The sequence below is a fragment of the Nonlabens sp. genome, assembly GCF_047636915.1.
Lineage (GTDB): Bacteria > Bacteroidota > Bacteroidia > Flavobacteriales > Flavobacteriaceae > Nonlabens.
The window spans coordinates 1-12,724 of the sequence record NZ_JBLIGN010000009.1; the positions used below are offsets into that span (position 1 = coordinate 1).

A 12,724-nucleotide genomic window follows, 5' to 3' on the forward strand; every position below is an offset into this window, starting at 1 on the left:
TGGTTACCGTCTTTGTGCCGATTTTATATGCACACCACGCAGCAGTATTCCCTAGATAAATTACTAATTTAGCAGCATGCAAAAAAACTGCTCGCTTTTTATTGCCATAGGGCTTCTTATGCTACAATTCACTTTCTATTACTGCCTGCGCTTTTTTCCAGCCACGGTGGAATCTCTATACAGCACGGGCGTTTATCCCCACATCGCAAAAGCCATGAGATTTGGACTAGGATGGATTCCGTTTTCTTTTGGAGATGTCGTGTATTCGGTTGCTATTGTCATGCTTATAAGATGGTTATGGTTGAGTAAGAAGGATTTGATCTCGCTTTCGCGAAAGCGGTACACGCAACTGTTCCTTTCCTTAAATATAGGTATCGCGTTATTTCACTGTATGTGGGGTTTTAATTATTATAGAGAACCTTTGCACAACGTGCTGAAATTAGATAAAGAATACACCACTGAAGAACTAAAAAAAGTGGTGCATCAATTGACTTTAACTGCTAATAAGTTGCATGATCAATTACAAAAAACAGACTCGCTTCCTGTAGTATTTAACAGATCACAATCAAAATTATTTAACCTTGCTCCTAGTGCGTTTGAAAATATAGACTCTATCTATCCAGCGCTGGATTATGGAAATGCAAGCATTAAAGAATCGCTGCTCACCATGCCGTTATCCTATATGGGTTACAGTGGTTATTTGAATCCGCTCACTGGTGAAGCACAAACTAATGCATGGATCAATAATTACAAAACACCTGTACTTACGTTGCATGAAATGGCGCATCAGTTAGGGTTTGCCAAAGAGAATGAAGCCAATTTTATAGCCATCATCGCAGGAATGAATCACGACGATGTATACTTCCAGTACAGTGCCAGTATTTTTGCTTTGCGGTATTGCCTTAACGATTTATATCTTAGAGATGCAGTAGCTTATGAAGAAGTAAGACCCTTGATACGCAATGGAATCTTTATGAATTATAAAGAACAAAGTGACTTCTGGGAGCCATATGAAGGAGTTATAGAACAACTTTCTCAGGTTACTTATAACGCCTACCTTAAAGCAAACAACCAACCTGATGGAATGAAAACCTATAGCTATGTAGTAGCTTTACTTGTGAACTACTATAAATAAATTTGCTTTTTTAAGAATTCTTTGTGAAGTGAATTGGTAGGTGTATGTACCTTTAGAAGCTAAACCTCAATTCATGAAAAGAATATGTACCCTCTTGCTTTTGGCTTGTTTCTCCCTGCAAGCACAAGAGTATTTTCCAAACAATGATGACATAAGCGCGGTAAGCAATGTCACTCGTGCGATAACTAATGCCACGATCATTACCCGTCCCGGACAGGTAATAACAAATGGAACCATCATTATTAAAAATGGTAATATAGAAGCTATAGGCAACGGTATTACTATTCCTAAAAATGCAGTCTTAGAAGATGCCGCAGGAAACTACATTTATCCCTCTTTTATAGAATCCTATGGAGATCTTGCTATGGAAACTCCTAAACGAGCTGCCAATAGCGGTTCTGCACAGTATGATGAAGGTCGTAAAGGATATTATTGGAACGATCACATCAGAGCAGAACAAAGCGCCATGGATCATTTTGAATATGATGAAAAAGAGGCTAAAAAATATATAGATGCGGGTTTTGGAACTGTGCAAACACATTTACACGACGGTATTGCCCGTGGAAACGGTATGTTGATCGCTCTAGATAATAACGGAACTGATGCAGATCGCATTCTCAAACAAGAAAGTGGAAATTTCTTTTCACTGAGTAAAAGCCGTCAATCCAGACAGAGTTACCCCACTTCTATGATGGGTGCGCTGGCATTACTACGTCAGACTCATTTTGATGCAGATTGGTATGCAAAAGGGTATTCTAAATCAAAAGACCTCTCTATCGAAGCGCTTAATACCAAGAAAAAATTAGTCCAGATTATAGAAGCTGGAGATAAGAAAAATATTCTTAGAGTAGATAAACTGGGAGATCGCATAGGAAAGCAATTTGTTATTGTAGGTGGAGAAGACGCTTATGAAATGATAGCCGATATAAAAGCTACTAACGCGGCGCTTATTGTGCCTCTTAATTTTCCAGACGCTTATGATGTTTCTAATCCTAATTTAGAATGGTTTGTAAACCTAGGGGATATGAGAGAATGGAAACAAGCTCCAGGAAATTTGATGATGCTGTCTAAAGCTGGAATCACCTTTGCCATTACTACTAAAGACCTCAAATCCCCTGCAGATTTAATGAAAAAGTTACAGGTAGCCATGCAGTACGGTCTAACAGAAGACCAAGCGCTAGCAGCACTTACCACTACTCCTGCAAATATCCTTAAAGTAAGCGATATGGTAGGAACACTTGAAAAAGGAAAACTAGCCAATTTTATAATGACCTCTGGAAAGTTATTTGAAAAAGATACAGAAATCTATGAGAACTGGGTAAAAGGTTCCAAACATGTATTAAAGGAAAGAAATAAAAAGGACATCGATGGTTCTTATGTGGCTACTTTAAATAATTTGAAGTATATCATAAGTATTAAAAGTAAAGGCAAAAAGTCAACCGTTAAAATAGACAGTATTACTTTAGGATCAAAAATCACGTATGATGGTGACTGGGTCAATATCGTAACCACTCAAAAGGATACTGTGAATAAAACGTACACTCGTTTTTTGGCCACACCACAAAACGATGATTTAAAAGGAACGGCTTACTTGCCTAACGGACAAGAAGTAGCTTTTACGGCATTTAAAAATACAGCCGATTCAAAAGACGATAAGGAAGATGAGAATGAGAATGAAAAGGAAAGCGATGACAAAACCGTAAAAGAAATGGGACGCATGACCTATCCCAATATAGGATATGGTAGTGAAACAAAACCTATGGAAGAAACAGTTTTATATCGCAACGCAACGGTCTGGACTAATGAAAATGAGGGAATACTTGAAAACACAGACGTATTAGTAAAAGACGGTAAAATATCTAAGATCGGTAAAAACCTTAATGCTGGAAGTGCTAGAGTAATAGATGCAACAGGAAAGCATTTAACCACAGGTATTGTAGATGAACACAGCCACATCGCTATTGATAATGGTGTTAACGAAGCTGGGCACAACTCTACCGCAGAGGTGACCATTGAAGATGTCGTAGATCACGAAGACATCAATATCTATAGAGATCTTGCTGGTGGCGTAACCACATCGCAATTACTTCATGGAAGTGCTAACCCTATAGGTGGTCGTAGTGCGATCATTAAATTAAAATGGGGCTACAAAGCAGATGAGATGATTTATAATGACTCTCCTAAATTCATCAAGTTTGCATTGGGAGAAAATGTAAAACAGTCTCGTTCTAAAAATGGCGTGCGTTTTCCTCAGACAAGAATGGGTGTGGAACAAGTATTTGAAGATTACTTTTCCAGAGCTCGGGCTTATGCCAATGCAAAAGGAAATAAAGACTTCCGTTATGATGAAGAAATGGAAGTCTTGTTAGAGATTCTAGAAAGTGAGCGTTTTGTTTCTTGTCATTCTTATGTGCAAAGTGAGATCAATATGTTGATGAAGGTAGCTGTAAAGCACGGTTTCCGCATCAATACATTTACTCACATTCTAGAAGGTTACAAAGTAGCTGATAAAATGGCGGCTCATGGTGCTGGTGGTTCTACCTTCAGCGACTGGTGGGCTTATAAATACGAGGTAAACGACGCTATTCCTTATAATGGAGCAATCCTGCATTCTCAAGGCGTGCTTACCGCTTTCAATTCTGATGATGCTGAAATGTCCCGCCGTTTGAATCAAGAAGCTGCAAAAGCAGTCAAATATGGAGGTGTTAGTGAAGAAGAAGCTTGGAAATTTGTGACTTTGAATCCTGCAAAATTGCTTCATATCGATGACCGTACGGGAAGTATCAAGACCGGAAAAGATGCTGATCTCGTCCTTTGGAGCGAGAATCCGTTAAGTGTCACTGCTAGAGCTGAAATCACTATGATAGATGGGATCGTCTTTTTTGATAAGCAGCGTGACTTAGGTTTTCGCAAAAGCATAAAAGAAGAACGACAACAACTCGTAAATGAGATGATCTTTGCTAAAAACAAAGGGATGAAGACCCAAACGCCTAAAAAGAAAGACAAGACTTTATATGAATGCGACACTATTCACTGGTAAAATGAAGACAATGAAAAAGATAATATATACGATTTGTGCCTTATTTGCCCTTATTGCAACAGCACAACAGACGCCAGCTCCAGCACAAACTGGAAGTTACACAATTATGAACGCCACTGCGCACATAGGTAATGGAGAAGTGATCGAGAACTCCATTATAATGATTGAAAATGGAACCATCACTGCCATTGCAGACGCTACGATAGCAAGAATGGATGTTAAAGGTGAAAAAATAGATGCTTATGGTATGCATGTATATCCTGGAATTATTGCCATGAACTCTACTCTAGGTCTTGTAGAAGTAGATGCAGTGAATGCCAGTGTTGACGTACGTGAGATAGGAACATTTAACCCGCATATCAGATCATTAATTGCTTACAATGCCGAAAGTAAGGTAGTAGAATCTATGAGACCTAATGGTGTTCTTATCGCTCAAGTGGTACCTCGCGGCGGACGTATTTCTGGAAAATCTAGTGTCGTACAACTCGACGCTTGGAACTGGGAAGATGCTACTATACGAACAGATGATGGTGTTCATGTCAACTGGCCATCAAGTTTTAGTAGAACTGGTAGTTGGTACGAGCCAGGACCTATCGAGCCTAGTAAGGATTATGACAAGCAATTAATAGAACTCACGGATTTCTTAAACAATGCAAAAGCCTATAACCTGACGTCCAAGCCAGAAGGCTTGAATTTAAAATATGCTGCTTTACAGCCGGCCATCAACGGAAACGAGAATTTTTATATTCATGTAAATGGAGAAAAAGCCATCAGAGATGTGTTGAAATTTATAAAAGCAAATGGAATTAAAAAACCAGTGCTAGTAGGAGCTCGTGAAGGTGATAAAGTAGGAGCTGAATTAGTTGCTATGAATATTCCTGTTTTGGCTGGTCGCGTTCACGATCTTCCTGCAAGAGAAGATGAAGCCTTTGATATGCCTTACAAGTTCCCTAAACTCCTGGCTGATAAAGGCGTAATGGTAGCTTTAGAGAATTCTGGAAGTATGGAAAGACATCAAACACGTAATTTCCCATTCTATGCAGGAACAGTTGCCGGTTATGGAATGGATATGGAACAAGCCTTGAAGATGATTACGCTTACTCCTGCAAAGATTTTAGGAATCGATAAAAACTACGGTTCTTTAGAACAAGGAAAAAGTGCGACGTTGTTTATCTCAAAAGGGAATGCTCTAGACATGAGAGGGAACCAACTCACACGTGCTTTTATAGACGGTAGAGATATTTCTCTTAATTCTCATCAAACCGAATTATACGAGCGTTACATGAATAAATTTGGAGCTGAGATTAAGAGGTGATTAAGTAGTAACTGTAGCGCCAGAGTAATTCTGCAATTTTTAAATGGTTTTAAAAAATCACCTGTTCGAATTTGAACAGGTGATTTTTAATTATCAAACATCAGCTAAGAGTTGATAATATGGAGTAAAAACTTTGGAGTAGAGGTTTTTACTAAAGTAAAACCAAAATAACAAAAACCGTATTATTGAAAAATAATCCAGAACTAAGACTGATTTTTAAGCAGAATCAATTTATAATTATCGATAATGTTGTTTGATCATTTAAAAGCGCTCCTACTGAAATGATTGATTCCTTAACATTTCCTGTTTTAAAGCTTAATTATTTTTTGGACATTTATGAAATCAGTTGACTCATCACTTAAACGTACGATATACAATCCTTTTGGTAATTTAGAGAGGTCATATGTTTCTATCGCTTTTGTTGGTTGTATAGTACTATGTATACGACCAAGCATATCAAATATTTTAATCTGACACAGTTTAAAATTATTTTTAACAGTCAGCTCGTTTATAACTGGAATAGGAAACATTTGAATCTTATTTTCAATTGGATCATCGATACCCACGGTTATATCGGGATCAAAGAAACCAAAATCAACTGTGTTATTTCCACTAGAATCATAATCAAAGAAGCAATCAAATGGGTCACCATCATTTAACGGTTCCCCATCTACCGTTAGCGTAATAATGCCCGACATAATATCTGTAAAAGGACTTCCAGAACCATTATTATCTAAATCTATATCATTATTAGCGTTAGCAACAAAGCCATTAGAAGATACGAATCCATTTAATGGTTCTCCTATATCCCAATTATCTACACTCCAAACAAATGCTACGTAATTACCTGGCTGCAAACCTGAGAAGCGATAATGTCCATCAGCATCCGTTACTTCAACACCTCTAAAACCTTGCCAATCAGGAATACCATCAGTGTCAGAATCACTCCATAATACGAGAGATACACCTGGAATCCCTGGTTCACTAGGATTATTGATCCCGTCTCTGTTAAGGTCATTCCATACTCTATTACCTATAGATACTATACCTGGTGAAACGGGTATGACATCACCACAATCATCATTACAAAAAGCCATTTCATTGATTGCTGCAATCATTTCATTTCCCATTGATTTTCCAACATTGAGAAAGGTAAGCGCATTATTATTAAAATGAAAAACCCCGTCGTAAGGCGATACTGATACATCGTAATAAAACGGTTTTGTATCAATAAAACCTACGTGACCACCATAGGCTGCGTCGTCGCATGCAACCGTTTCTTGTGCAACTGATATTATATTTTGTATCCCTTGAACCCAAGGGTCATTACTTATCAAAAGTCCACCTTGTCCAGAGCTTGCCACAACTATTGGGAGATCCGGAATTGCTAGATCTGTTCTTACATCATTTATTAGATGATGGAGATTGCTTTCATATTCATTTAGAAACCCATTATTATCTCCGTCATTCCAGCCTTGAAACCAAGCCAATCCTGATATTTCAAAATTACTTGTTCCTATGTTTGGAAATTCTGTAGATAAGTTCTGCGTTACCTGCTGAACTATTTGAATCATTTGATTATAGAACGGCCCAGTTATGCCCCCAGCAGATGGTGGACGGAAGTCCTGTGCAAGGTTTTTCCCGCCCCAAGCCGTTTTTATAATCAATACAGGATCTTCATAATACGCATCTAGCTGGTGTGCAAACATTAATTCTGGACCAATGGAATTGGAATTAGCTCCCTGCCCGACCGTAACTTTCCCTTTAACAGTACCTTGATCACCTTCATAATACAGATAAACATCATTAAGTGTCGTCCAATTATTGATTTGCCCTATTTCTGACCAATCGCCATTTGTATCGTTTTGTATGATATCTATCAAATCACCCGGATCATTTTCAGGATCAACAACAGCACCTTGCCCTTGCATATTTGACTGCCCAGCTAAAATAAAGACTCTTAATTTACTAGGTGTCTTTTGTTGTCTAGTAACAATAGGCACATAACCGATTTCAAAACCAACTGGAGGCTCAATAACAGCCTTTGGATCAATTGTGGCTAAATTTCCAACTGACGGAGGGGCTAAATATTCATCTGTATGGTTCCAATTAGAATGAATAAGTTCAACTCTTGCTTGCATTGCAAGACGCATACTTGCTGGGAGATTAGCCTGTATTACTGCTGGCTGGTCAATAAAACGATACCAATGATAAGTGACAGTGGTTCCATCGCCTAAATCTGCTGTAAAAGGACCTGCTGAAGGACCAGGACTATTCCATGGACCATTTAGATCTTGCCAATGGCAATCTGTCTCTAGTGGTGTCAAATAAGTGATTTCACTTCTTGGATTTGATGGAACTTCAGTCGTTAGCAAATGAGTAGAAGCAGGAACATTTACCGCATCAACTGGACGCCATTTGTTATCTGGATCCAGCATGAAATATTCTGGTAAAATAAAATTGTCGTTATCCTTTTCAACCCTATTTAGATCATATTCAAAACCCATTGTTGTGGAGGACTGCTGCATATTATTTATATAGGTCAAGTCTATTGGATGGTCTAAACCATTTGGTCCATTTTCGGAGATTTCACCGATCATTGAACCGCCATTATTGGAAAAGGCGACATCAATAACACCTGTTTGGTTCATTCCTGGTGGAACTACCGCTCCACCATTAAACCAGGTTTCCATATCATTCCAAAGTGCATTTTGAGAATAAGCACTAACTTGATTCATCACAATTGAATTGCGTAGACCACTAACTGGAAATTGTATTCTTTTTATTTTTGCATAAGGAGTTCCTCCATTATCTGAGGAAATCATTGCTGGTAAATCTGCTTGCTCTACACCAAGGCCTACATTAGGATCTGATGGCCTACTATCAAAAAATAAGCCCTCGAGAGACGGATTAATTAATGCGGGTTTTGTCCAGAAAGTGGGTAAAAAGAAAGCAGCAGGGCCTTTGAAATTCGTAGAATTCATGAATAATGTCCAACATTGATTTCCTGTTGTAATATTTACGCCAGCAGTTTGCAACATAGGATCAGTTAATGGTAATGGTGTATAGCCGTAACCTAAAAGTTGGCCATTTGAGCTTTGTGCCATATTTAATCCATCAGGCGCCCAGAGCAACCTATTTGATAGTTGAGCAACTCCATATTTACCTCCTGACGTGCTCCAATCTCTTTGTCCATTTCCTAACATGGAACTTTGTCCAGCTCCAGGACCATTTGCCCAAGCAAAAAAATTATGTGAAACTCCTCCCATAATAAATTTCGGATATTTAGTTCCAAAACGCGTATCTCGCCACCAACCAAGTCCGCCTTCAATCGTCGTATAAAACTGAGAAGGCTCATTACCTGTGCGTTGAGTCGTCAACCAAGAACTACCCAATCCTGTTTGGAAGTTTAATGCTCCTGGATACTCATTGAAAATAGGCCATACAGCACTATACATGGTATATCCTGCTCCAAAACTTACATCAGGAACATTTTCAGTGGTTATCCAGGTAAATCCGGTTCTTCTTGCATCTGCTATTTGCGCATCTGCTGTATAAAAAACAGCTGAAGAGATCATCACAAGCATACAGACCAAAAACGGATATTTTTTAATGCGGCCACTAAAGGGGGCATTGTAACAATGAATTTCAGAAACATTCAATTGGTGTTTATACGTCATAATAAATGTATTTATAGACTGCAACAGTTTTGTAATGCGGAAATCAAAAATAAACTTACGATAAATACCTATTGCGGAATAATAAAAATTGAAAAAAAACGGTAGACGCATTTAATTTTTAAAGAGATAGTTAAGAAGAATTTTAAAAATTGGAACTCTGAGTCCTGTAAAATTACTTCACATCGACGACCGAACAGGAAGTATAAGGAAAGATACTGATTTCGTGCTTTGAAAACAGATTCCATTGATTGTCATTTAATACTTGAAATCACGATGATCGATGGGACGTTTCTTTTTTACAAAGAGCTAGACTAGGGCTTTCGCGAAAGTATAAAAAAAGAAAGGCAACAACTCGTAAATGAAATGATCTTGACAAAAAAATAAAGGTGTAAAAATCCAAACGCATAATTTGATATCTAATTATTTCATAGATTACCCACTGTCATAAACCTTGTTTAAAGTTTATAAAATTTATAAATTGTTCTTGTACATTTAATTTTTAAAATAAAGAAGAAAGTAATCTATTACAAGAAGAAAAGTTCTCTAAACTTTCTAGTGGTGAACGATTGATAAAATTTATTCAAATAAGTACTACAATATTAAAAAAGCGACAATCAAATAAATCGTAAAAAGGGATTTTGAAAAGAAAAAAGAAACGATTGCATGAATTCAATGACATACAACATCAACAAAGAAGAACTTGTCTATAACGACTTTCTCAAAATTTATAAAGCAGAGGTTACCCACGACACTTTTAATAGTTATAAAAAAATCACTGCTTATCGCCTGGCCTTAGATAAAGGGAATGCCATTGCAGTATTGCTATATGAAAAGGATACGGATAGCTTTTTGTTTATCAGGCAATTCCGTTATCCGAGTGCGCGTCATGGTCATCCATGGACTCTGGAACTCCCCGCAGGAGCTATCGATAAAAATGAAACAACTCAAGAGGCTGCTATAAGAGAAGTGGAAGAAGAAATAGGGTATCAAGTGGATCAACTGGAATTTATGGTAGCCTACTTTCCTTCTCCTGGAATGCTGTCTGAACAGATCAGTATATTTTATGGAGAAGTAACTTCTGGACAAAAAACATCAAAAGGTGGAGGCTCTATTTCGGAAAAAGAAGATATTGAATTGGTTAAAATACCTAGAAGTGAAATCCATCAAAAGCTTCAAGAACGTTTTTTTAATAATTCTATCAGCATCATAGGCTTACAGTGGTATTTGCTGAATAAAATTTAAATTACCAAGCAGCCTTTATAAAACATCTTAAATTTAGACTATAACGTAAAGTCGAGCATTTAATGGCTTTTTTTTATGCATACTAAAGGTATTGAAACGATGTTAAAGATAAAAAGTTAATTTGATTGGGGATCAATACCAATTCAAATCAAATATTTTGTTCTTTTAGAATTACGGTAATGTAAAATTTAAAAAAATGACAGTTTTGATTAACAATCATTGTAAAGCTCCTCTTTAAAAACCATTTGTTTCTTTGCCTAATTCCATAAGGTCGTCAAAATATATAAATAGTTGTCCTTTGGTAATTACGGCTCCTGTTTCAATAAGTTTGAACTTGTCTCCATTAGGGCTTGCACTATAGGTTTTTTTTGCAGTAAAAATCTTTACTTCATCATCCATTAAGTTTTTTTGCAACCATTTATAACCACCTGAGGTGGTAATGTCGATCAACTCATCTCCTACCATAATGGATATAACTTCCATTTCTTTTTCTCCTAAGGAGAATAGATTCATTGTTCTAGGAGAAATATGCTCTAGGAACTCTGCTTTATTAAGGACACCTTCCCATACCAGATCAGAAAAAACGTCTATTTCTTGCTCTGCCACTTCAGGCTGACTAGTTTTAATATCCTCCCATTCTTTTGCCTTAATGGTTTGAGTCGCAAGGAAATTGATAAACTCTGGGTGCATTTCTTCCAGTTGCTCTTTAGTAAGTCTTCTGTATTTCATAATAAAAGGATGGTATTTAAAAAAAAGATTTGTTATTCAAATTACCTTAGTTTTCTTTTAAATAAGAACTGATCTTGTTAAGAGTTCGTATTAAAAAAGCCGTTTCAATTTAATGAAACGGCTGTATAAATGTTAAGAATAAATCTTATTTGTCGGCTACTACGGTAAAGATAAGTTTTGCAGTTACATCTCTGTGAAAACGAACATCAGCTTCATACTGACCTAATCTTTTGATAGAACCACCAGCGACAGAGATAAATTTCTTCTCTATTTCGATACCTTTCTTAGCTAGCAAATCAGAAACATCTGCAGTCGTAATAGAACCAAATAATTTGTTTCCATCACCCGTTTTTGCAATTATTTTTAAATCAAGAGCGACAAGTTGATCAGCCTGCCCTTGAGCAGCCTTCACGTTTGCAGCTTCCTTGTGAGCTCGTTGTTTAAGCGTTTCAGCCAATACTTTTTTAGCACTAACAGTTGCCATTACAGCAAGTCCGTTAGGAATTAAAAAGTTACGACCATAACCAGGCTTAACACTCACTAAATCGTCAGTAAAACCTAAATGTTCTACGTCTTTTTTTAATATAAGTTCCATAATGTTAATCTGATTTTATTATTTAAGTAAATCTCCAACGTAAGGCATGATAGCGATATGACGGGCACGTTTTACAGCTATAGCGACTTTACGCTGATATTTTAAAGAGGTTCCAGTAAGACGGCGTGGAAGCAATTTCCCTTGCTCATTCACAAACCCAAAAAGCCAAGTAGCATCTTTATAATCAATGTACTTAATACCACTGCGCTTGAAGCGACAGTATTTTTTTCTTTCTTGAGTTTCTATCTTTAAAGGAGAAAGGTACCGGATGTCACCATCTTTTTTACCTTTAGCTTGTTGTTGTAATGTTGCCATAATTTAAGCTTTAGATTTTTTAGACATTCTACTTCTTCTCTTCTCTGCCCACTCGATAGCATACTTATCAAGTTTTACAGTAAGGTACCTCATAATGCGCTCATCGCGACCGAATTCTACTTCGTATTCGTTAATCACCTCACCAGGAACTTCAAATTGAAAAAGTTGGTAAAAACCACTTTTCTTGTTTTCGATTGCATAAGCCATTTTTTTTAGGCCCCAATCTTCTTTGGCTATCATTTTTGCACCGCGGTCAGTAAGGAAATTCTCAAACTTCTTTACTGTCTCCTTTACCTGATCATCAGATAAAACGGGATTCAAAATGAAAACAGTTTCGTATTGATTCATAATTAATATTGTTTTAAACGGCTGCAAAAATAATCTTTTTATACTATTTAAACAAATTAGACTCTGTTATAATTTCAAGGTGCTTAATTCCTTTAATTATGGTCAAAGTAAAACTTCTGGAGATACAAAAATAGCAAGATCAATTTTTCCATAAAATAAAGAATAGAATTCTTTTAGTACGTCGGAAAAATAATCTATCGGCTACAAACCAGTCACAACCATTTCAAAAGGCAATTAAGAGTCAAAACCATTTGTTTCAGCGAACAAGTTAACAATAGATAATATAATAAAATTGTTTATTGTAATAAGAAAAATTAATCAAGAA

At 36.8% G+C, this 12,724-nt stretch carries 9 protein-coding genes; 4 read left to right on the plus strand and 5 right to left on the minus strand.

Annotated elements, in window-relative coordinates; all coding sequences use genetic code 11:
* The first annotated feature begins 76 nt into the window (after window positions 1-76).
* The 3 genes from ACJAT0_RS02805 (at window position 77) to ACJAT0_RS02815 (ending at window position 5,490) form a co-directional block, all read left to right on the plus strand.
* The gene (locus tag ACJAT0_RS02805; protein WP_415180422.1) at window positions 77-1,135 is read left to right on the plus strand and encodes a DUF3810 domain-containing protein; all 1,059 of its coding nucleotides are present in this window, start codon (window positions 77-79) and stop codon (window positions 1,133-1,135) included.
* Window positions 1,136-1,208: 73 nt separating this feature from the next.
* On the plus strand, window positions 1,209-4,175 hold the full coding sequence (locus ACJAT0_RS02810) for an amidohydrolase family protein (RefSeq protein WP_415180423.1): 2,967 nt from the start codon (window positions 1,209-1,211) through the stop codon (window positions 4,173-4,175).
* A gap of 10 nt (window positions 4,176-4,185) precedes the next feature.
* Entirely contained in the window at window positions 4,186-5,490 is a 1,305-nt protein-coding gene (locus ACJAT0_RS02815) for an amidohydrolase family protein (protein WP_415180424.1), read from the plus strand.
* 308 nt (window positions 5,491-5,798) lie between these two features.
* On the opposite strand, the gene ACJAT0_RS02820 is transcribed toward ACJAT0_RS02815, so the two are convergent.
* Window positions 5,799-9,170, minus strand: coding sequence for a sialate O-acetylesterase (locus ACJAT0_RS02820; RefSeq protein ID WP_415180425.1), 3,372 nt, complete (start codon window positions 9,168-9,170; stop codon window positions 5,799-5,801).
* Window positions 9,171-9,833: 663 nt separating this feature from the next.
* Between ACJAT0_RS02820 and ACJAT0_RS02825 the strand changes: the two genes are divergently transcribed.
* Window positions 9,834-10,412 carry an NUDIX domain-containing protein gene (locus ACJAT0_RS02825; RefSeq protein ID WP_415180426.1) on the plus strand — a complete coding sequence of 193 codons (579 nt, stop codon included), beginning with the start codon at window positions 9,834-9,836 and terminating at the stop codon, window positions 10,410-10,412.
* 234 nt (window positions 10,413-10,646) lie between these two features.
* Here ACJAT0_RS02825 and ACJAT0_RS02830 read toward each other — a convergent pair whose 3' ends face one another.
* The 4 genes from ACJAT0_RS02830 to rpsF form a co-directional block, all read right to left on the minus strand.
* Window positions 10,647-11,141 (minus strand): DUF6495 family protein, encoded by a 495-nt coding sequence (locus tag ACJAT0_RS02830; protein WP_415180427.1) that lies wholly within the window; start codon window positions 11,139-11,141, stop codon window positions 10,647-10,649.
* Between the two features lie 145 nt (window positions 11,142-11,286).
* Complete coding sequence (rplI, locus tag ACJAT0_RS02835) at window positions 11,287-11,736, minus strand: 50S ribosomal protein L9 (protein ID WP_415180428.1); 450 nt, start codon at window positions 11,734-11,736, stop codon at window positions 11,287-11,289.
* A gap of 18 nt (window positions 11,737-11,754) precedes the next feature.
* Window positions 11,755-12,051, minus strand: coding sequence for a 30S ribosomal protein S18 (rpsR, locus tag ACJAT0_RS02840; protein WP_374003577.1), 297 nt, complete (start codon window positions 12,049-12,051; stop codon window positions 11,755-11,757).
* 3 nt (window positions 12,052-12,054) lie between these two features.
* Window positions 12,055-12,399 (minus strand): 30S ribosomal protein S6, encoded by a 345-nt coding sequence (gene rpsF / locus ACJAT0_RS02845; RefSeq protein WP_415180429.1) that lies wholly within the window; start codon window positions 12,397-12,399, stop codon window positions 12,055-12,057.
* Window positions 12,400-12,724 lie beyond the last annotated feature (325 nt).

Bases quoted from the DNA above. Each gene is read 5' to 3' on its own strand.
- ACJAT0_RS02805 (WP_415180422.1), top strand. From the start codon at position 77: ATGCAAAAAAACTGCTCGCTTTTTATTGCCATAGGGCTTCTTATGCTA.
- ACJAT0_RS02810 (WP_415180423.1), top strand. From the start codon at position 1,209: ATGAAAAGAATATGTACCCTCTTGCTTTTGGCTTGTTTCTCCCTGCAA.
- ACJAT0_RS02815 (WP_415180424.1), top strand. From the start codon at position 4,186: ATGAAAAAGATAATATATACGATTTGTGCCTTATTTGCCCTTATTGCA.
- ACJAT0_RS02820 (WP_415180425.1), bottom strand. From the start codon at position 9,170: ATGACGTATAAACACCAATTGAATGTTTCTGAAATTCATTGTTACAAT.
- ACJAT0_RS02825 (WP_415180426.1), top strand. From the start codon at position 9,834: ATGAATTCAATGACATACAACATCAACAAAGAAGAACTTGTCTATAAC.
- ACJAT0_RS02830 (WP_415180427.1), bottom strand. From the start codon at position 11,141: ATGAAATACAGAAGACTTACTAAAGAGCAACTGGAAGAAATGCACCCA.
- rplI (WP_415180428.1), bottom strand. From the start codon at position 11,736: ATGGAACTTATATTAAAAAAAGACGTAGAACATTTAGGTTTTACTGAC.
- rpsR (WP_374003577.1), bottom strand. From the start codon at position 12,051: ATGGCAACATTACAACAACAAGCTAAAGGTAAAAAAGATGGTGACATC.
- rpsF (WP_415180429.1), bottom strand. From the start codon at position 12,399: ATGAATCAATACGAAACTGTTTTCATTTTGAATCCCGTTTTATCTGAT.